Genomic DNA, 21,244 nt, shown 5'->3' on the forward strand with positions numbered 1-21,244 from the left:
CGATGAACGCATTATTAACCAATCCCTTTAAAGAACGTTTACGCAAGGGCGAAGTGCAAATTGGGCTGTGGTTAAGCTCAACGACTGCCTATATGGCAGAAATTGCCGCTACTTCCGGTTATGACTGGTTGCTGATTGACGGGGAGCACGCGCCAAACACCATTCAGGATCTTTATCACCAGCTACAGGCGGTAGCGCCCTATGCCAGCCAACCCGTGATCCGTCCGGTGGAAGGCAGTAAGTCGCTGATTAAACAAGTCCTGGATATTGGCGCGCAAACTCTACTGATCCCGATGGTCGATACTGCCGATCAGGCACGTCAGGTGGTGTCTGCCACGCGCTATCCTCCCTACGGTGAGCGTGGTGTCGGGGCCAGTGTGGCACGGGCTGCTCGCTGGGGACGCATTGAGAATTACATGGCGCACGTCAACGATTCGCTTTGTCTGTTGGTGCAGGTGGAAAGTAAAACGGCACTGGATAACCTGGACGAAATCCTCGACGTCGAAGGGATTGATGGCGTGTTTATTGGACCTGCGGATCTTTCTGCGTCGTTGGGCTACCCGGATAACGCCGGGCACCCGGAAGTGCAGCGAATTATTGAAACCAGCATTCGGCGGATCCGTGCTGCGGGTAAAGCGGCTGGTTTTCTGGCTGTGGCTCCTGATATGGCGCAGCAATGCCTGGCGTGGGGAGCGAACTTTGTCGCTGTTGGCGTTGACACGATGCTCTACAGCGATGCCCTGGATCAACGACTGGCGATGTTTAAATCAGGCAAAAATGGGCCACGCATAAAAGGTAATTATTGATATCAAAGGCCCATGGGGGTCGGCTGTGGGCCTGTGTTAATTAGTGGTTATTCGCTGCCAGATCGGCTTCGCTTAGCTGGGTGGCTGCGAGCACCAGGTCACGATCAATGCCCTGTACCAGCATGCGCAAAGCAATTTTAATGGCTTGTTTACGCATACCTTCCTGCAAACCTTCTAATTTACCCTCCTGCCAGCCTTCAAGCTTACCTTCCTGCCAGCCAATCTGATGCCCTTCCTGCCTCAGCCGTTCAGCAATAGTCATCAATCTCTCCTTTTAATGACAGTTCGGAATATCAGCATCAGTGAGTTGGGTTGTCGCCAGCACAATCTCACGTTCAAAGCCCTGCTCCAGCATGCGCAAGGCAATTTTAATGGCTTGTTCATGCATGCCTTCCTGCAAACCATCTAATTTACCTTCTTGCAAACCTTCTAATTTACCTTCCTGCCAACCTTCAATTTTACCTTCCTGCCAGCCTTCAATCTTACCTTCCTGCCAGCCAATTTGATGCCCTTCCTGCCGCAGCCGTTCAGCAATAGTCATTAATCTCTCCTTTTGTAGTGGTGAACGTTCGGCAATCTCCTCAATAAAACGGGTGAAACGGGAGGTATCGCCGCATTGCAGCAGATAATTAAACAGCGTTTGTAGCTGGCTGTCATTAGTGAAGCCTCTAACCAAAAGCGTGGTGATCCTGTCGACCATACCGATTAAATCGCGGTCGCGAATATGCTTTTGAATCAGTTCAAGCAGAGCTATACGCCGATGTTGCATGATCTCATCGTCAGGTACGATGGTGATATCCACCAACGGAAAAGCTTCGGTGTACAACTGCCGGGCAAGTTGCGGATCGTCAAACTCATCCAGCCAGTTGAGTGAGTACGGGTAGGGCGAGGTTTCGCCATGATAAAACAGTAACGGTACCACCAGCGGGACTCTGTCATAGCCTTTGTCCAGATGACGTTGCATGGCGGCAGTGGCATAGCGCATTAGCCGAAAGGCCATATTCTTTTCCGCTGAACTTTGATGTTCAATCACGCAGTAGATATAGCCGTCACCGTCGCTGGTTTCCACCGACCACAAAACATCCGAGTAGTAAGCGCGTAAACTTTTTTCAATAAAGCTGGTGGGTTCCAGGCGTAAAGTTTGCAGGTTGCAAAGCTTGCGCAGCGGCTCTGGTAGATGTATTTCCAGAAAATCCCGAGCGGTTTCGGGTGTGAACATAAAGGTTTTAAACACCGCATCATGCGGGGAGGAGGTTGTTGATTCGGTCATGGTTGTCCGTCACCTGATATTTATGATGACGCGACATTACGGTTATCCCAGGCCTTTGACATCTGCCAGTTTCAGCCTTTGCGAGACGTTTTCAGAGGAATTTTCACTGCGTTGCAACGCATACATTGGGCACGGAATCGTGTACGCAAAAATGCCCGGTAACAACATGCTTACCGGGCATCAGAAAGGAGTTTAAGCCAGCGCCTGGGCCAGCAGCGTAATCGGATGTTCGCAGCGAAGACTTGTGGACATCTCAATCTGCCATTTGCAGGTTTCGCAGTCGGTAACCACCAGATCTGCGCCGCTTTCTTCTATCTGACGGAACAGTGGTGCGCCGATGGCTTGTGAGGTGGGGTAGTTCTCTTTTTTGAAACCGTAAGTACCTGCAATACCGCAGCACTGGGAATCCAGCACCGTTAACTCAAGCCCCGGGATTTTACGCAACAGCTCCAGGGTGTAGAGCGTCCAGCCCATTTTTTCCATATGGCACGGAGTGTGATAAACCACTTTCAGCGGCAGCGGTTTCAGCGGCAAGGTTTTGCCTTCGTCCAGCTTGCGCCACAGCCAGCGGGTCGCCAGTTCGATGTGATCGCGCAAGCCTTTGTTGTCGACATTCAGCACTTCCGGATATTCGTCGCGCAGGGCAAATGTACAGGTTGAGGAGGTGGCAATCACCGGAATGCCTTTTACTCCCACTGCTTCGCGGATCGACTCTACATTTGTGATTGCCTGTTTACGTGCTTTATCGGTAAAGCCGTTGGCGATCAGCGGTACGCCGCAGCATTTTTCTTTGCTGAGCAGTTGTACACCGGTACCCATTGCGTTGAGCACTTTAATTAAATCTTTGCCTAACTGCGGATGGTTGTAGTTAACGAAGCAGCCGTGAAAGAAAGCCACCTGGTCTTTATATTGTGCCTGCTGGGCCGCCACGCTGCGATACCAGCGACGGAACGTACCGAAGGAGTATTTCGGTAGCGTGCGGCGATGATCGATTTTTAACGCCGCATCAAGCAGCTGCCGCACTGGTTTCAGCGAGGTAGCGGTATTGACGATTGGTGCGAATGGCGTGGAAACGCTACCCATCAGGTCGGTATGACTCAACACAAAATTGCGCAGCGACGGGCGTGTGGTGTCATATTTCGCCCGCGCGCGCTGGATGATATCGCCAATCTTCACATCGGACGGGCAGGCGACTTCGCAGCGTTTGCAGTTGATGCAATATTTCAGCGCTTCGTCATACAGTGCGCCATCTTTCAGACGCAGACGCTCGCCATCCGGCCCGGCTTGTTTTGGCCCTGGATAGCCGGGATTCACCCGGCTCACCGGGCAGGCGGTGGTGCAGACGGTGCACTTAATGCAGTTTTCGAAGCTGGTGTCGTTCATAGTTGGCCTCCTGCGCGTTGGGCAATCTGTTGAGCGGCATGTAAAGCACTGACGGCACAAACACCGCCGCCGCATCCCTGGGCGATGGGATCAAATCCGCCCAGCACCGAACCGATGGCAAACAGGTTCTCAATGGTTTGCCCTGCCTGCGACGGGCGTAGTGCCTCATCAGTGGTTACACCGAACTGCTGCCACGGTTGCGGCGCAAAAAAATCGCCCTTATACCATTCACCCCGTGTGGCGGTTTGTAGCACATCAAGGCCGAGAATCGGCTCGCGAATGCCGTTACGTTCCGCTACCAGTCCGCCGCTAAAGAAACTGCCGCTCGCAAGCACCGCAAATTGTGGTCGCAGCGGGATATCGGCGTGATTGCGGGTCCAGATTTCATTCACTACGCCATTTTTACAGGTCACTTTTTTCACTTCATCGCCTGGCATCCACACGCCACCCTGGCGCACAAACTGGCGCTGTAACTGGTTTTGCAGACGAATGCCCAGCACGGAAGGCGGCAGCGTTGGCAAAAGCATCAATGAACAAGGTAGTTTTTCATTCAACCAATGCCACAGTTTGTCATCGGCCAGGCCGAAGCAGGCGGGCATCAGGATCATTTCGCAGGTATTGGCGACAGGAATAAGCGCATCAAGTAACAGCGGCCAGTTTTCTTCGTTATCAAGGAAACGGGCGATATTCACCGCGCGAAACTCGGTGGCGTTGTTGCGCAGCACATCCAGTTCCGGCAGCTCTATTTCTGCGGTTTCAACGGCAAGGTCGAGTTCGCGCAACGAAGCCGCCGCAAGATGCGCCTGAAAATCCATCAGGCCGCTTATCCCGACCACACATATTTTCTTCGCGGGCAACGGCCAGACAGGAACTTCTGGCGAACTTAGCCAGGTTGAGCGCAGAGTGCCGAGCGGGGTAACTCGCTGGTGGGCCAGTTCTACGCTGCCCTGTAATTGCGCACCGCTTTCAGCGATTAATGCCTGCGCCTGGCAAGCGAGATCGAGTACGCGTTGTGGCCCGAGAAGAGTGTAAGGATGGGCAGGTGCCTGCTGACGCAAAGCTTCCAGTCCACTGTGAATGTCTGTCACCGGTTGACCATCCGGCAGATGGCTCAGCAAATCCAGCGATCCAGATGAGAAATGGAGCGCGCTTTGACCACGCGTGACAATGGCACAGCGCAGGCCGTGTTTTTGCAGTTGCAGGCCACAGAGTAATCCGGCGAGGCCGCCGCCCATAATGACAGTATCAAAGCGCATCTTTCTGCTCCTTCTCCAGACCACACAGTCCCTGATAAACCCAGCGGGTAAATTCGCTTTCGCGCAGTGCATCTCCCCAGGCGATGGGTTGCACGCCTTTCCAGCGTTCGTTAAGGAAGGTGGAAAGTTGCTCGATAGATTGCGCGGACGTCGTGACGTTAAAACGTTGCAGCAGTCCGGCAGCGCGGCAGGCGCAGAGTTCGCCCTGGCAGGTACCCATCCCCACACGGGTACGACGGCGTAAATCCAGCAGGCTATTAACGTTTAAATTTTCTACCGCGTACTGAACTTCACCCGCAGTTACCGCTTCGCACTCACATACCAGGCTACGGTGCAGACGGCCTTCGCTCAGCCAGGCGGGTGTGCGATCGCCATGACGATAAACCGCAGAACCGCGCAGCGGGGCAGGCAGGGAGATGACTTTACGCAAGGTAACTTCAGCGGGCTCCTGTGAACCAGGAAGTGCCAGATCGGCGGTTGTACAGGGGCGCGTGTTGCCCAGCTTGCGACATACCGCGTCGGTAGCCCATTCCGCCATCAGCCGATAGGTCATCAGTTTGCCGCCGGTGATGGTGATAAATCCGTCCAGACCATCGCGTTCAGCATGGTCGAGCAGCACGATGCCACGACTGACGTTACGGCCGCTTGGGTCGTCATCGCTGGCAACCAGCGGACGCACGCCAGAGTAAGCCCGCAAAATGCGCGTTTTCGCCATAACGGGGGCCAGTTTTTCCCCTTCACGCAGCAGAATATCAACTTCTTCTGCCGTCACTCGATTATCGTCAATCTCGTTGTAATCAATACGTAAAGAGGTGGTGCCAATCAGCGAAATGGTATCGCCAGGCACCAGAATATCGGCGTCGGAAGGTTTGCGGCAGCGGTTGATCACATGCTGATTAATGCGGTGATCCATAATCAGCAGCGATCCTTTCGCCGGGAACATGCGAATGCGCAGATCGGCATATTCGGCAATGTGTTGCCCCCAAATCCCGGCGGCATTAACTACGACAGGCGCATGAAGTGCCTGAATTTCGCCGGTGAGATGGTTACGTACACGAACACCGCACACCGTCGCGCCTTCACGAATCAGCCCCGTGACTTCATGAGCGGTAAGGATAACGGCACCGTGTTCTTTGGCATCCAGCATGTTTGCTGCGGTCAGACGAAATGGATCAACGGTGCCATCCGGAACTTTCACCGCGCCAATCAGTGCCGGGTTAACGGCAGGTTCGATAATGCGCGCTTGCTGCGGGTCTATAGCTTCTGCGCTGATCCCTGCTTCTTCGCAGGCGCGGATAAAAGTGGCCTGGAAGGAGAGGTCATCTTCCGGCAGGGTGATAAACAGGCCGTTGGTCGGTTCAACGCAGTGACGTGCAATGCGTTTCAGGATCTGGTTTTCACTAATACATTCGCGGGCCGATTCCGCATCGGTTACCGCATAGCGCGCACCGCTGTGCAGCAGGCCGTGGTTACGCCCGGTGGCACCGGTTGCGATGTCGTGGCGCTCAACCAAAATCACGCGCAGCCCGCGCAGGGCACAGTCGCGGGCAATCCCGGCTCCCGTTGCACCGCCGCCAATGATAATCACGTCACTTGATTGCGAGTCGCGAGTTTTCATTGTTATCCCTCTGAAGTTCGTTTTTTACCATTTAGCCATAGTAAAAACATGAATTGTTTGATTTCGCGCATATTCGCTCATAATTCGAAAGTGAAACGTGATTTCATGCGTCATTATGAACATTTAACCCATCGTATTTAATAATGTGTGCGGTAATTCACATTTAATTTATGAATGTTTTCTTAACATCGCGGCAACTCAAGAAACGGCATGTTCTCCCACTGAATCAGGCTGTTAATCATAAATAAGACCACGGGCCACGGAGGCTATCAATGTTGAGTATTTTTAAACCAGCGCCACACAAAGCGCGCTTACCTGCCGCGGAGATCGATCCGACTTATCGTCGATTGCGCTGGCAAATTTTCCTGGGGATATTCTTTGGTTATGCTGCTTACTATTTGGTTCGTAAGAACTTTGCCCTCGCTATGCCTTATCTGGTCGAGCAGGGATTCTCACGCGGTGATTTAGGTTTTGCCCTTTCGGGGATCTCGATTGCTTATGGATTTTCGAAATTCATCATGGGCTCGGTGTCGGATCGCTCGAATCCGCGCGTTTTCCTGCCCGCAGGTTTGATTCTGGCGGCGGCGGTGATGCTTTTTATGGGCTTTGTGCCGTGGGCGACGTCGAGCATTGCGGTGATGTTTGTGCTGCTGTTCCTCTGCGGTTGGTTCCAGGGGATGGGATGGCCGCCGTGCGGTCGTACTATGGTGCACTGGTGGTCGCAGAAAGAACGTGGCGGCATTGTGTCAGTGTGGAACTGTGCGCATAACGTCGGTGGTGGTATTCCGCCGCTGCTGTTCCTGCTGGGGATGGCCTGGTTCAATGACTGGCACGCGGCGCTCTATATGCCCGCTTTCTGCGCCATTCTGGTGGCACTGTTCGCCTTTGCGATGATGCGCGATACCCCGCAATCCTGTGGCCTGCCGCCGATCGAAGAGTACAAAAATGATTATCCGGACGACTATAACGAAAAAGCGGAACAGGAGCTGACGGCGAAGCAAATCTTCATGCAGTACGTGCTGCCGAACAAACTGCTGTGGTACATCGCTATCGCCAACGTGTTCGTTTATCTGCTGCGTTACGGCATCCTCGACTGGTCACCGACTTATCTGAAAGAGGTGAAACACTTCGCGCTGGATAAATCCTCCTGGGCCTACTTCTTCTATGAGTATGCGGGCATTCCGGGCACCCTGCTGTGCGGCTGGATGTCGGATAAAGTCTTCCGTGGCAACCGTGGGGCCACCGGCGTCTTCTTTATGACACTGGTGACCATCGCGACTATCGTTTACTGGATGAACCCGGCAGGTAACCCAACCGTAGATATGATTTGTATGATTGTTATCGGCTTCCTGATCTACGGCCCTGTGATGCTGATCGGTCTGCATGCGCTGGAACTGGCACCGAAAAAAGCGGCAGGTACGGCAGCGGGCTTTACCGGGCTGTTTGGTTACCTGGGCGGTTCGGTGGCGGCGAGCGCGATTGTTGGCTACACAGTGGACTTCTTCGGCTGGGATGGCGGCTTTATGGTAATGATTGGCGGCAGCATTCTGGCGGTTATCTTGTTGATTGTTGTGATGATTGGCGAAAAACGTCGCCATCAGGAATTACTGCAAAAACGCAACGGAGGCTAATGGCATGATATTGACGCTGAAAAACCTTAGCATGGCGATCATGATGAGTGGAATGATCATGGGAAGCAGTGCAATGGCGGCGGACAGCAACGAAAAAATAGTCATCGCCCATCGCGGTGCCAGTGGATATTTGCCGGAGCATACGCTGCCAGCAAAAGCGATGGCGTATGCGCAGGGAGCGGATTATCTGGAACAAGATTTGGTGATGACCAAAGACGACCATCTGGTTGTCCTGCATGACCATTATCTCGATCGTGTTACTGATGTTGCCGATCGTTTCCCGGATCGGGCGCGCAAAGACGGTCGTTACTACGCGATAGATTTCACGCTCGATGAAATTAAGTCACTGAAATTTACCGAAGGTTTCGATATTGAAAATGGTAAGAAAGTACAGACTTATCCGGGGCGTTTCCCGATGGGTAAATCTGACTTCCGGGTACACACTTTCGAGGAAGAGATTGAATTTGTTCAGGGGTTAAATCACTCTACCGGGAAAAATATCGGTATCTATCCAGAAATTAAAGCGCCGTGGTTCCATCATCAGGAAGGGAAGGATATTGCGGCAAAAACGCTGGAAGTGCTGAAGAAATATGGTTACAGCGGTAAGGACGACAAAGTTTATTTGCAATGTTTTGATGCCGATGAACTGAAGCGTATTAAGAATGAGCTGGAACCTAAAATGGGCATGGACCTCAATCTGGTACAGCTGATTGCCTATACCGACTGGAACGAAACTCAGCAGAAACAGCCGGACGGAAGCTGGGTTAATTACAACTACGACTGGATGTTTAAGCCGGGGGCCATGAAACAGGTGGCGGAATATGCTGATGGTATTGGTCCGGATTATCATATGTTGATTGAGGAGACATCGCAGCCAGGTAATATCAAACTCACTGGCATGGTGCAAGATGCTCAGCAGAACAAGCTGGTAGTGCATCCTTATACCGTGCGGTCAGATAAACTGCCTGAATACACTACTGATGTGAATCAGTTATATGATGCTCTGTATAACAAAGCGGGTGTAAATGGGCTGTTTACTGATTTCCCTGATAAGGCAGTAAAATTCCTTAATAAAGAGTAATGCTATTGCAGGATGGCGTTCATGCGCCATCCTGTCTCACATCAAATTTTTCCAATCTCCACTAATTGTTCCGTGCACATTTGCAGTAAAAACAGTGGACTGCCTTCTACCGGCTTTTCTTTAGCCAGCAACGAAATCTGTCGATAGAAGGTTGGTTCGAGAGGAACGGAACACAATTCATCTGCAATGGTTTTCAGCGTTAACTCTGGTAATAAGGCGATGCCTAATCCCTGTCGAATAAAACTGATCGCTGTATCCGGGTGATTAAATTCATATTTTATCTGTGGGGTAATATTCTTTTCTTTAAATAGTGCCATAATGCTTAATTCATAGCGTCCTTTACTAATAATTAATGGTTCACCCATTAACTCTTCCACTGTAATAGTGCTGTTTTTTGCCAGAGCATGGTTGGGCGGTAACACTACGGTGAATTTATCCTGATAAATGGGCACGGAGTACATTCCGCTCACCGGAAAATGAACAAAACCGGCATCAATGGATTCATTCTGAAGGGAATCAATAATCGCTGTGCTATTTTCCTCAAAAGGAATAATTTTTATATTCGGATGATGAATTTCAAAGTAGCGAATCACAGCCGGTAAGATACAGGCGCAGACGCTGGGGAAACAACCAAGTCTCAGCGTTCTTTGAGGGTTCTGCTTTTCCTGCTCGGCTATCTCTTTTACTGCGTTCACTTCCCGATTAATGGCGCGCAGATGATGCATAATGCGGTGACCTGCAGAGGTCAGTTGTATAGCTTTACGGCGATCGCGTAACAGTATATTCACGCCAAGTTCTTGTTCGAGGGCAGCAATTGCCTGACTTACCGCCGACTGCGTCATGAACAATCGCTTGCTGGCTTCAGTAAAGCCACCGTAATCCAGCACGGCGAGTAAAGAATTTATTTGGGTAAGAGTCATTAGAGTTTGCTAATCAATAATATTAAAACGATTAATTTCTCTAATAGCATGCCGCCATTTATACTTCTGTTCTGCAAAGTACATCACAATTTGACGCAACCGCAGTAACGGGAGTGTTGTCTGCGTGCGTCATCCTGACAGGCGGTAGGGTATGAAAGAGAAGTTATGGACGAAGGATTTTTGGGCAATAACCATCATCAGCTTTATTATTTTCTTCGTCTTTTATGTTTTACTAACATTGTTGCCAATTTATATCTCTGACCGCTTGCATGCCTCTCCTGATAAAGCCGGTTTATTGGTGACTTTATTTTTAATTGCGGCGATTGTTATTCGCCCCTTTGCCGGGCAATGGGTGGGTAAATACTCGAATAAAACTATTCTGGTGCTCTCTTCTCTGGCCTTTTTATTGGTCACAGCGTTGTATCCTTTTTGCCACTCAATTGAATCACTGCTTTTTATTCGGGTGCTTCATGGTATTACCTTCGGGGTTATCACTACGGTAAAAGGAACGATTTCCGCGCGGCTGATCCCGGCCTCCCGACGTGGGGAGGGCATCAGTTTTTTCTCTCTGGCAATGGGGCTGGCAATGGTGGTCGGGCCGTGGATTGGCCTGAATATGGCGCGCTGGGAGGCCTTTAATATGGCTTTCTGGTTATGCACCGGCGTGGCAGCGGTGGGGATTATTCTGTCGCTGATTATGACAGTGCCGCCGGTTATCAGCCATGCTGATGGTTCAACGCCGAAAATGGGCTTCGCCGCCATGTTCGATCGCGCGGCGTTGCCATTTGCGATGGTCACCTTTTTTATGACCTTTTCGTATGCCGGGGTTTCTGCTTTTCTGGCGCTTTATGCACGCGAACTTAACCTGATGTCGGCAGCCAGTAATTTCCTGCTTTGCTACGCTATCTTCCTGATGATTTGCCGTACCTTTACCGGCAATGTCTGCGACAAAAAAGGACCGAAATATGTGGTTTACCCTTGCCTTGTGTTCTTTACGGTTGGACTGGTGGTTCTCGGCTACACCCAGGGAAGCATAATGATGGTTGTTTCTGGCGCGTTGATTGGTATCGGGTATGGTTCCGTGACGCCAGTTTTTCAGACGCAGATTATCAGTTCAGTGGAACCGCATAAAATCGGTGTCGCAAACTCCCTCTTCTTCAATGCGATGGATGCAGGCCTGGCGCTGGGAGCCTGTGTGATGGGGATGATGGTTGCACATACTGGCTACCGAATGATTTATCTGCTGGGTGCACTATTAGTGGTAGTGGCTGGTGGAGTCTATGCGCTGCAAATGAAGGGTAAAAGCGGTGTCGCGCTAGTAGTGGCAAAAGAAATTCATTAATACGACACGTTTCATTAAGATTTTTCGCAGGTAACCACCTATAGTCATTGTCGTTAATAAAAAATGACAGGCGATAGGGTATGGCAGTTTCAGCAAAGCACGACGAATTTAATCACTGGTGGGCAACTGAGGGCGACTGGGTTGAAGAGCCTAACTATCGCCGTAATGGTATGAGCGGGGTGCAATGCGTCGAGCGCAACGGCAAAAAGCTATATGTAAAGCGCATGACGCATCATCTGTTTCATTCCGTACGTTATCCGTTCGGCCGACCAACGATTGTCCGTGAGGTTGCGGTAATTAAAGAACTGGAACGGGCCGGTGTCATCGTGCCGAAGATCGTTTTTGGTGAAGCAGTGAAAATTGAGGGGGAATGGCGCGCGTTGCTGGTGACTGAAGATATGGCGGGGTTCATCAGCATTGCTGACTGGTATGCCCGGCATGCAGTAACACCCTATTCTGACGAAGTACGGCAAGCCATGTTGAAAGCAGTGGCGCTGGCGTTTAAGAAAATGCATAGCGTTAATCGTCAGCATGGCTGTTGCTATGTTCGCCATATCTATGTGAAAACAGAAGGTAAGGCAGAAGCTGGTTTTCTTGATCTGGAGAAAAGTCGTCGCCGCTTGCGTCGCGATAAAGCGATTAATCATGACTTCCGCCAGCTGGAAAAATATCTGGAGCCGATCCCTAAAGCGGACTGGGAGCAGGTGAAAGCGTATTACTACGCCATGTAATCGTTGTAGGCCAGATAATACGCGTAAGCGTCGTATCTGGCGCTAGTACCCGATCACAACTCGATTTCAATATCGCCTTTTGCCCGGCAACAACAGGGCAAAATTTCCCCCGGCTGAATAAAGGCTAACGGTTCGGCAATCCAGTCCACCTGGCCTGCAACAAGGCGCGTGCGACAGGAACCGCAGTAACCTTCGCGGCACTGGTACTCAACCGCCACATTGTGGGATTCCAGCGCCGCCAGAAGGGAAGGGTGTTCATCCTGGCACAGCAGTTGTGTGCCAGTGATGCGCAGGGTAACGCGAGCCATCAGAGCTGGAAGTTACTCAAATCGTCGGTGTCCACTTCCGAGTCAATCTGCCCGACCAGATAAGAACTGACTTCCACTTCCTGCGGAGCAACCTGCACGTTATCAGACACCAGCCAGGTATTGATCCACGGGATTGGGTTGGAGCGAGTCTGGAACGGCAGATCCAAACCGACTGCCTGCATACGGATATTGGTGATGTATTCAACGTACTGGCAGAGAATGTCTTTATTCAGACCAATCATCGAACCGTCACGGAACAGATAATCCGCCCAGTCTTTCTCTTGCTGTGCCGCCTGGACAAACAGGTCATAGCATTCCTGCTTACATTCTTCGGCAATTTCCGCCATCTCCGGATCATCCGCGCCGCTGCGCAGCAGATTCAGCATATGCTGAGTACCGGTCAGGTGCAGGGCTTCATCGCGGGCAATCAGGCGAATAATTTTGGCGTTACCTTCCATCAGTTCGCGTTCTGCAAAGGCAAAGGAACAAGCAAAGCTGACGTAGAAGCGGATCGCTTCCAGCGCGTTAACGCTCATCAGGCAGAGATACAGTTTTTTCTTCAGCTCGCGCAGGCTAACGGTTACGGTTTTACCGTTAACGGTGTGGGTACCTTCGCCCAGCAGATGCCAGTAGCTGGTCATTTCGATCAGCTCATCGTAATAGCTGGAGATCCCTTCCGCACGTTTCTGGATCTGCTCGTTGGTGACGATATCGTCAAACACAACAGACGGATCGTTAACGATATTACGAATGATATGAGTATAGGAACGGGAATGAATCGTTTCTGAGAACGCCCAGGTTTCGACCCAGGTTTCCAGTTCAGGGATCGAGATCAGCGGCAGCAGTGCCACGTTCGGGCTGCGACCCTGAATGGAGTCCAGCAGCGTCTGATATTTCAGGTTGCTGATAAAGATGTGTTTTTCGTGTTCAGGTAGTGCCTGGTAATCGATACGGTCACGAGAAACGTCAACTTCTTCCGGACGCCAGAAGAAAGAGAGCTGCTTTTCGATCAGCTTTTCGAAGATGTCATATTTTTGCTGATCGTAGCGAGCCACGTTGACCGGCTGACCAAAGAACATCGGTTCTTTGAGCTGATCATTTTTCGTCTGTGAAAAGGTGGTATATGCCATGAATGTGTCCTGTTGGGAGTTTAATGCCGGATAAGGCATTTTACGCCGCATCCTGTGCCTGATGCGACGCTGGCGCGTCTTATCAGGCCTACAAACCGAGCCGTATGCCGGATAAGGCGTTCACGCCGCATCCGGCATCTCAATATCAGATCTTACATGCGCCGCTTTCGCAGCCATCGTCCTGGATTGACGGCACCAGATCGTCTTGTGCGTCTTCAGCACCGTCACGGGTGTTCTGATAATACAGCGTTTTAACCCCGAATTTGTAGGCGGTGAGCAGGTCTTTCAGCAGTTGCTGCATCGGCACTTTTCCTGACGGGAAGCGTGACGGATCGTAGTTGGTGTTAGCAGAGATCGACTGATCGATAAATTTCTGCATGATACCCACCAGTTGCAGGTAGCCATCGTTACCCGGCATTTCCCACAGCAGCTCATAGGCGTCGTGCAGATGCTCGTAGTCCGGCACCACCTGGCGCAGAATACCGTCTTTCGACGCTTTGATGCTGACGTAACCACGCGGCGGCTCAATACCGTTAGTGGCGTTAGAGATCTGCGAAGAAGTCTCGGACGGCATCAGAGCAGAAAGCGTGGAGTTACGCAGGCCGTGCGTTTTGATTGACTCACGCAGTGCTTCCCAGTCGTAATGCAGCGGCTCATTAGCGATGGCATCCAGATCTTTCTTATAGGTATCGATCGGCAGGATCCCTTTCGCGTAAGTGGTTTCGTTAAACCACGGGCACGCGCCTTGCTCTTTCGCCAGCTCATTAGAGGCTTTCAGCAGGTAATACTGAATAGCTTCGAAGGTTTTATGCGTCAGGTTGTTGGCGCTGCCGTCGGAGTAGCGTTTACCGTGCTTCGCCAGGTAGTAAGCGAAGTTGATCACACCAATACCCAGCGTACGACGACCCATCGCTCCACGTTTGGCGGCCGGGATCGGGTAATCCTGATAGTCCAGCAGCGCGTCGAGTGCGCGTACTGCCAGAATTGCCAGCTCTTCCAGTTCATCCAGGCTGTTAATTGCGCCCAGGTTGAAAGCAGACAGCGTACACAGCGCGATTTCACCGTTCTCGTCGTTGACGTCGTTCAGCGGTTTGGTCGGCAGGGCGATTTCCAGGCACAGGTTAGACTGGCGCACTGGCGCGATGGCCGGATCAAACGGGCTATGGGTATTGCAGTGGTCAACGTTCTGAATATAGATACGACCGGTAGACGCACGTTCCTGCATCATCAGCGAGAACAGCTCAACGGCTTTCACACGCTGCTTGCGGATGCTGTCGTCTTTCTCATATTTGGTGTACAGGCGTTCAAACTCTTCCTGATCGGCGAAGAACGCGTCGTACAGCCCCGGTACGTCGGACGGGCTGAACAGGGTGATATCTTCACCTTTCAGCAGACGGGTATACATCAGTTTGTTGATTTGTACCCCGTAGTCCATATGACGCACGCGGTTGCCTTCCACCCCACGGTTGTTTTTCAACACCAGCAGGCTTTCAACTTCCAGATGCCACATCGGGTAGAACAGCGTAGCCGCACCGCCACGCACACCGCCCTGAGAGCAGGATTTCACCGCTGTCTGGAAATGCTTATAGAACGGAATACAACCGGTATGGAACGCTTCGCCACCGCGAATCGGGCTACCCAGCGCACGAATACGCCCGGCATTGATGCCGATCCCGGCACGCTGGGAAACGTATTTAACAATCGCGCTGGAGGTGGCGTTAATGGAATCCAGGCTGTCACCGCACTCGATCAGTACGCAGGAGCTGAACTGACGAGTCGGGGTACGCACGCCGGACATGATTGGCGTCGGCAGCGAAATTTTAAATGTGGAAACCGCGTCGTAAAAACGCTTCACGTATTGCAGGCGCGTTTCACGCGGGTAGTTCGAGAACAGGCACGCGGCAACCAGAATATAAAGGAACTGGGCGCTTTCGTAGATTTCGCCGGTCACACGGTTCTGCACCAGATATTTGCCTTCCAGCTGCTTAACCGCAGCATAAGAGAAGGTCATATCACGGTCGTGATCGATAAACGTGTCCATCTGCTTGAACTCTTCTTCCGTGTAGTCTTCCAGCAGATGATTATCGTATTTGCCCATCTCGACCATTTTCACCACGTGGTCGTACAGTGCAGGCGGCTCAAACTGGCCGTAGGCTTTTTTACGCAGGTGGAAGATCGCCAGGCGCGCGGCGAGATACTGATAATCCGGCGCATCACGGGAGATCAGGTCTGCGGCAGCCTTGATAATAGTTTCGTGGATGTCAGAGGTCTTGATACCGTCATAAAACTGAATGTGGGAGCGCAGCTCGACCTGGGAAATCGAAACGTTATGCAGTCCTTCTGCCGCCCAATCCAGAACGCGATGGATTTTGTCGAGATTGATGCGCTCTGTGCTACCGTCGCGCTTTGTCACCAGCAGATTCTGATTCATGTATGTCGTACCTGTTTTTGGAATTCTTTCCGCAATAGTTTCATGCAGACTACCTGTAGTGAGGGAAGCTGCTTAGAACACTATATATAGGGGGTATGTTTGGGATTCACTGCAAGATAGTGTGAAAATGGCCCTCTTGCAAGTGCATAACTTTGTGGATAACTCAGGAAGGAAAAAGTGGCTTTCGCGCACCTTAGGTCAGACAAGGTGTCCGGGAAAGTCAATGGGAAGAGAAAAAATTGTTAAAAATAACTGTTCGGCGATTTCTTGAACGGAAGAATAGGTTAGATAAATTGATATAGATGGTTTATTAATCTTTTGGCTAATGATTGCAAAAATTGATCTAAGCACGAGTCATCACATAATCTGATGTATCAGTTATGGTCAATATATAAGCGAATGTAAGCGATTGTTGATGTCGAAATGGTTGTTTTCTCTTCGGTTGTTGTTAAATGCGAAGCCATTTTGTTAATTTACCATATATTATAAGAAAATTATTCATTACTTTAATTCAGTTTAAATATAACTGATATCCCTTAAGGTGATTAACTTGAATTATGACGCACTGATATTATTCATGAAATAATAACAAAATGGCCATTACACCGGGTTGAACAATTTACAAAAGAAAAATAACCCATATCGTATAATGCGATTAAATATGCCGTCTTATAGAAAATGATGGTCAGATTAATATGCGGATTATTTTTCTACGCAAGGAGTATTTATCTTTACTCCCGTCAATGATTGCATCTCTTTTCTCTGCTAACGGTGTCGCGGCGGCCATTGATTCATGTCAGGGATATGATATCAAAGCGAGTTGTCACGCCAGCAGGCAAAGCCTTTCAGGCATTACGCAGGACTGGAGCATCGCCGATGGGCAATGGCTGGTTTTTTCGGATATGACCAATAACGCCAGCGGTGGGGCCGTATTTTTGCAACAAGGAGCGGAGTTTTCTCTATCGCCAGAAAATGAAACTGGAATGACTCTGTTTACCAATAATACTGTCTCAGGAGAATATAATAACGGCGGGGCAATATTTGCTAAAGAAAACTCAACGCTGAATCTTACTAATGTTATTTTTTCCGGTAACGTTGCAGGTGGCTATGGTGGCGCAATCTATTCTTCTGGTACTAACGATACCGGTGTCGTCGATTTAAGTGTCACTAACGCCGTGTTTCGCAATAACATCGCTAATGACGGCAAAGGTGGTGCAATTTATACCATCAACAATGACGTCTATTTAAGTGAAGTTATTTTTGATAACAACCAGGCATATACATCAACAAGTTACAGTGATGGCGATGGGGGCGCAATCGATGTCACCGATAATAATAGCGATATCACGCATCCGTCAGGTTTCACAATAATAAATAACACCGTATTTACAAATAACACTGCTGAGGGATATGGCGGGGCGATTTATACCAATAGCGTGACGGCTCCCTATCTTATTGATATTTCAGTTGATGACAGCTACAGCCAGAACGGCGGCGTGTTAATCGATGAGAACAATAGCGCGGCAGGTTATGGGGATGGTCCTTCCACTGCGGCGGGCGGCTTTATGTATCTCGGCTTAAGTGAAGTTACCTTTGATATTGCCGACGGAAAAACGCTGGTTATCGGCAATACAGAGAATGACGGAGCTGTTGACTCTATTGCTGGTACCGGGGTAATCACCAAAACAGGTTCCGGCGATCTGGTACTTAATGCAGATAACAATGACTTTACTGGTGAGATGCAGATAGAAAACGGTGAAGTTACCCTGGGCCGCAGCAACTCCCTGATGAATGTCGGCGATACGCATTGCCAGGACGATCCGCAAGACTGCTATGGTCTGACGATAGGGAGTATTGATCAGTATCAGAATCAGGCTGAGCTAAACGTTGGCTCGACCCAACAAACTTTTGTGCACGCATTGACGGGCTTTCAGAATGGCACTTTAAATATCGATGCTGGTGGCAACGTTACTGTTAATCAGGGCAGTTTTGCTGGCACCATCGAAGGTGCTGGTCAGCTCACCATTGCGCAAAACGGCAGCTACGTGCTGGCAGGGGCTCAGTCGATGGCGTTAACTGGCGATATAGTCGTTGATGATGGTGCGGTGCTTTCGCTGGAAGGCGACGCGGCAGATCTTGCCGCTCTCCAGGACGATCCGCAGTCGATCGTGTTAAACGGCGGTGTGCTTGATCTCTCTGATTTCGCCACCTGGCAGAGCGGCACATCATACAACGATGGCCTTGCAGTCAGCGGCAGCGGCGGTACGGTTATCGGCAGTCAGGATGTGGTGGATCTCGCAGGTGGCGACAATTTGCATATCGGCGGCGACGGGAAATATGGCGTCTACGTGGTGATCGATGCGGGCGACGGGCTGGTTAGCCTGGCAAACAATAATAGTTACCTGGGCACCACGCAAATCGCTTCCGGTACGCTGGTGGTGAGCGACAACTCGCAGCTTGGAGATACCCATTACAACCGCCAGGTTATCTTTACCGATAATCAACAAGAAAGCGTGATGGAGATTACTGCCAATGTCGATACTCGCTCTACAACGACTGAGCATGGGCGTGATATTGAAGTGCGCGCCGACGGTGAAGTGGCAGTTGATGCGGGGGTAGACACGCAGTGGGGCGCACTGATGGCTGACAGCAGCGGGCAGCATCAGGATGAGGGTAGCACATTGACGAAAACGGGGGCGGGTACGCTGGAACTGACCGCCAGCGGTACAACGCAGTCGGCGGTACGTGTCGAAGAAGGCACCCTGAAAGGTGATGTTGCGGATATCTTCCCTTATGCTTCGTCGCTGTGGGTCGGTGACGGGGCAACGTTCAAGACTGGCGCGGATCAGGATATTCAGTCAATTGATGTTACTTCCAGCGGCACTATCGACATCAGCGATGGTACGGTTTTGCGCCTGACCGGGCAGGATACTTCCGTCGCCCTTAATGCCTCACTGTTTAACGGCGATGGGACGCTGGTGAATGCCACCGATGGCGTGACGTTGACAGGCGAGCTTAATACCAACCTTGAAACTGACAGCCTGACCTATCTTGCCGACGTGACGGTTAATGGTGATCTGACCAATACGTCCGGTGCGGTTAGCCTGCAAAATGGCGTCGCTGGCGACACGCTGACGGTAAACGGTGATTATACCGGCGGTGGTACGCTACTGCTCGATAGCGAATTAAACGGCGATGACTCGGTAAGCGATCAATTGGTGATGAACGGTAATACTGCTGGCAACACAACTGTGATGGTTAACTCCATTACAGGGATTGGTGAGCCGACATCGACAGGCATTAAAGTGGTTGATTTCGCAGCTGATCCCACGCAGTTTCAAAACAATGCGCAGTTCAGTCTGGCGGGCAGCGGCTACGTCAATATGGGAGCGTATGACTACACGCTGGTGGAAGATAACAACGACTGGTATCTGCGATCGCAAGAAGTAACGCCGCCTGATCCAGATCCGACGCCAGACCCTGATCCCACGCCGGATCCTGACCCAACCCCCGACCCGGCCCCTACGCCTGCTTACCAGCCGGTGCTGAATGCCAAAGTTGGCGGTTATCTCAATAACCTGCGTGCGGCAAATCAGGCGTTTGTGATGGAGCGACACGATCACGCTGGTGGCGATGGTCAGACGCTGAATTTACGTGTTATCGGCGGACGTTATCATTACACAGCAGCGGGGCAACTGGCTCAGCATGAAGACACTTCTACGGTGCAGCTTAGCGGCGACTTGTTTAGCGGGCGCTGGGGCACGGATGGCGAGTGGATGCTTGGGGCGGTTGGTGGCTACAGTGATAACCAGGGCGACAGCCGCTCGAATATGACCGGAACTCGCGCCGATAACCAGAACCACGGTTATGCCGTTGGTCTGACCTCAAGCTGGTTTCAGCACGGTAATCAGAAGCAGGGGGCCTGGCTGGATAGCTGGCTGCAATACGCGTGGTTTAACAATGATGTTTCCGAACAAGACGATGGCACAGATCATTACCATTCGTCGGGGATTATCGCCTCGCTGGAAGCGGGGTATCAGTGGTTACCGGGGCGTGGTGTGGTGATTGAACCGCAGGCGCAGGTGATTTATCAGGGCGTGCAGCAGGATGATTTTACCGCCGCTAACCATGCGCGCGTGTCACAATCGCAGGGTGATGATATTCAAACGCGGCTGGGTTTACACAGCGAATGGCGTACCTCTGTTCATGTCATACCAACATTAGATCTGAATTATTATCACGATCCCCATGCGACGGAAATTGAAGAAGATGGCAGCACTATCAGTGACGATGCGGTGAAGCAACGGGGTGAAATAAAAGTGGGAGTCACGGGCAATATCAGTCAGCGAGTTTCGCTGCGCGGCAGCGTGGCGTGGCAGAAAGGGAGTGATGATTTTGCCCAGACGGCAGGGTTTTTGTCGATGACGGTGAAATGGTAGCTGCTTTGCGCCCGGCATTGTAGCCGGATGTGGTGCGAGCACCTTACCCGGCTAACAATTTTATTTATTCTGCGTGTGCAGCATATAGTTCACATCGACGCCGGGGCCGAGTTTAAAAGTATTAGTGATCGGGTTGTAATGTAACCCGGTTATATGTCGCTCTTTAAGGCTTGTCTGATCTACCCAGCCAAGCAGTTCTGCCGGTTTAATAAACTTCTTCACATCATGCGTACCTTTGGGCACCATGCGCAAAATATATTCCGCGCCAACCACCGCCATCAGCCACGACTTGCCGTTGCGGTTAAGCGTCGAGAAAAAAACATCGCCGCCCGGTTTCACCAGTTGCGCACAGGCTCTAACCACTGACTGCGGATCGGGAACGTGCTCCAGCATCTCCATGCAGGTCACCACATCATACTGCCCGGCATGTTTTGCCGCGTGCTCTTCCACGGTTTCCTGCACGTACTCTACCTGAATGCCACTTTCCAGCGCGTGCAACTTTGCCACCTGCAATGGCTCAAAGCCCATATCCAGACCGGTCACCGTCGCGCCTTCGCGCGCCATACTCTCGGCCAGAATGCCGCCGCCACAACCGACATCGAGCACCTTTTTGCCAAATAAACCGCCAGCACGCTCGGCAATATAGCCCAGACGCAGCGGGTTAATGCGGTGCAGCGGTTTGAACTCACCTTCAAGATCCCACCAGCGGGAGGCGACAGCTTCAAATTTAGCGATCTCTTCGTGGTCTACGTTATGGTTTACCGGCGATTTTTCGGCATTCATTGGTACTTCTACTCCGTAATTGGCAAGACAAACGAGTATATCAGGCATTGGAGGTGAATAAAGCGTATAGGTTTACCTCAAACTGCGCGGCTGTGTTATAATTTGCGACCTTTGA

16 protein-coding genes and 1 pseudogene are annotated in these 21,244 nt (G+C 51.1%); 7 read left to right on the forward strand and 10 right to left on the reverse strand.

Annotated elements, in window-relative coordinates; all coding sequences use genetic code 11:
* The first annotated feature begins 2 nt into the window (after positions 1–2).
* Complete coding sequence (gene yfaU / locus ACK8NJ_RS07785; protein ID WP_411962315.1) at positions 3–806, forward strand: 2-keto-3-deoxy-L-rhamnonate aldolase; 804 nt, start codon at positions 3–5, stop codon at positions 804–806.
* A 40-nt stretch (positions 807–846) separates the two neighbouring features.
* Here the strand turns inward: yfaU and ACK8NJ_RS07790 are convergent.
* The 5 genes and pseudogenes from ACK8NJ_RS07790 to glpA all read right to left on the reverse strand — a co-directional run.
* Positions 847–1,080: pseudogene (locus ACK8NJ_RS07790) on the reverse strand (hypothetical protein); the annotation flags it as partial.
* Entirely contained in the window at positions 1,081–2,076 is a 996-nt protein-coding gene (locus tag ACK8NJ_RS07795; RefSeq protein WP_097420762.1) for an ISNCY family transposase, read from the reverse strand. It abuts the pseudogene before it with no gap.
* Positions 2,077–2,268: 192 nt separating this feature from the next.
* Positions 2,269–3,459, reverse strand: a complete 1,191-nt coding sequence (gene glpC, locus ACK8NJ_RS07800; protein WP_001000377.1) for an anaerobic glycerol-3-phosphate dehydrogenase subunit GlpC — start codon at positions 3,457–3,459, stop codon at positions 2,269–2,271.
* Positions 3,456–4,715, reverse strand: coding sequence for a glycerol-3-phosphate dehydrogenase subunit GlpB (gene glpB / locus ACK8NJ_RS07805; protein ID WP_217800939.1), 1,260 nt, complete (start codon positions 4,713–4,715; stop codon positions 3,456–3,458). The genes glpC and glpB overlap by 4 nt, the downstream gene beginning before the upstream one ends.
* Positions 4,705–6,333, reverse strand: a complete 1,629-nt coding sequence (glpA, locus tag ACK8NJ_RS07810) for an anaerobic glycerol-3-phosphate dehydrogenase subunit A (RefSeq protein ID WP_000857243.1) — start codon at positions 6,331–6,333, stop codon at positions 4,705–4,707. The genes glpB and glpA overlap by 11 nt, the downstream gene beginning before the upstream one ends.
* Positions 6,334–6,605: 272 nt before the next feature.
* Between glpA and glpT the strand changes: the two genes are divergently transcribed.
* Both glpT and glpQ read left to right on the forward strand, forming a co-directional pair.
* Positions 6,606–7,964, forward strand: a complete 1,359-nt coding sequence (gene glpT, locus ACK8NJ_RS07815) for a glycerol-3-phosphate transporter (RefSeq protein WP_000948724.1) — start codon at positions 6,606–6,608, stop codon at positions 7,962–7,964.
* Positions 7,965–7,968: 4 nt separating this feature from the next.
* A complete protein-coding gene (gene glpQ, locus ACK8NJ_RS07820) occupies positions 7,969–9,045 on the forward strand; it encodes a glycerophosphodiester phosphodiesterase (RefSeq protein WP_001600213.1) in 1,077 nt (358 codons plus the stop codon).
* A gap of 41 nt (positions 9,046–9,086) precedes the next feature.
* Here glpQ and ACK8NJ_RS07825 read toward each other — a convergent pair whose 3' ends face one another.
* On the reverse strand, positions 9,087–9,965 hold the full coding sequence (locus ACK8NJ_RS07825; protein ID WP_001600212.1) for a LysR family transcriptional regulator: 879 nt from the start codon (positions 9,963–9,965) through the stop codon (positions 9,087–9,089).
* A 151-nt stretch (positions 9,966–10,116) separates the two neighbouring features.
* On the opposite strand from ACK8NJ_RS07825, the gene ACK8NJ_RS07830 reads away from it, so the two are divergent.
* Positions 10,117–11,307: an MFS transporter gene (locus ACK8NJ_RS07830; RefSeq protein WP_000660227.1), complete on the forward strand. Its 1,191-nt coding sequence runs from the start codon at positions 10,117–10,119 to the stop codon at positions 11,305–11,307.
* A gap of 80 nt (positions 11,308–11,387) precedes the next feature.
* Complete coding sequence (gene inaA / locus ACK8NJ_RS07835) at positions 11,388–12,038, forward strand: lipopolysaccharide kinase InaA (protein ID WP_000301032.1); 651 nt, start codon at positions 11,388–11,390, stop codon at positions 12,036–12,038.
* A gap of 53 nt (positions 12,039–12,091) precedes the next feature.
* Here the strand turns inward: inaA and yfaE are convergent, their stop codons facing one another.
* The 3 genes from yfaE to nrdA all read right to left on the reverse strand — a co-directional run bounded on the left by yfaE (position 12,092) and on the right by nrdA (position 15,907).
* Positions 12,092–12,346 (reverse strand): ferredoxin-like diferric-tyrosyl radical cofactor maintenance protein YfaE, encoded by a 255-nt coding sequence (gene yfaE, locus ACK8NJ_RS07840; RefSeq protein WP_000135039.1) that lies wholly within the window; start codon positions 12,344–12,346, stop codon positions 12,092–12,094.
* On the reverse strand, positions 12,346–13,476 hold the full coding sequence (gene nrdB, locus ACK8NJ_RS07845) for a class Ia ribonucleoside-diphosphate reductase subunit beta (protein WP_000332037.1): 1,131 nt from the start codon (positions 13,474–13,476) through the stop codon (positions 12,346–12,348). Before nrdB ends, yfaE begins: the two co-directional genes overlap by 1 nt.
* Positions 13,477–13,621: 145 nt before the next feature.
* A complete protein-coding gene (gene nrdA / locus ACK8NJ_RS07850; protein WP_001075170.1) occupies positions 13,622–15,907 on the reverse strand; it encodes a class 1a ribonucleoside-diphosphate reductase subunit alpha in 2,286 nt (761 codons plus the stop codon).
* Positions 15,908–16,034: 127 nt separating this feature from the next.
* Here nrdA and ypaB point away from each other — a divergent pair, with 127 nt between their 5' ends.
* Together ypaB and yfaL are read left to right on the forward strand one after the other, a co-directional pair.
* Entirely contained in the window at positions 16,035–16,178 is a 144-nt protein-coding gene (ypaB, locus tag ACK8NJ_RS07855; RefSeq protein ID WP_273885480.1) for a protein YpaB, read from the forward strand.
* Positions 16,179–16,602: 424 nt separating this feature from the next.
* Positions 16,603–20,346, forward strand: a complete 3,744-nt coding sequence (gene yfaL, locus ACK8NJ_RS07860) for an AIDA-I family autotransporter adhesin YfaL/EhaC (protein ID WP_411962316.1) — start codon at positions 16,603–16,605, stop codon at positions 20,344–20,346.
* A gap of 60 nt (positions 20,347–20,406) precedes the next feature.
* On the opposite strand, the gene ubiG is transcribed toward yfaL, so the two are convergent.
* On the reverse strand, positions 20,407–21,129 hold the full coding sequence (gene ubiG / locus ACK8NJ_RS07865) for a bifunctional 2-polyprenyl-6-hydroxyphenol methylase/3-demethylubiquinol 3-O-methyltransferase UbiG (protein WP_000990773.1): 723 nt from the start codon (positions 21,127–21,129) through the stop codon (positions 20,407–20,409).
* Between the last annotated feature and the right edge of the window lie 115 nt (positions 21,130–21,244).

The organism is Escherichia sp. F1 (assembly GCF_046764225.1).
Taxonomy (GTDB): domain Bacteria; phylum Pseudomonadota; class Gammaproteobacteria; order Enterobacterales; family Enterobacteriaceae; genus Escherichia; species Escherichia coli.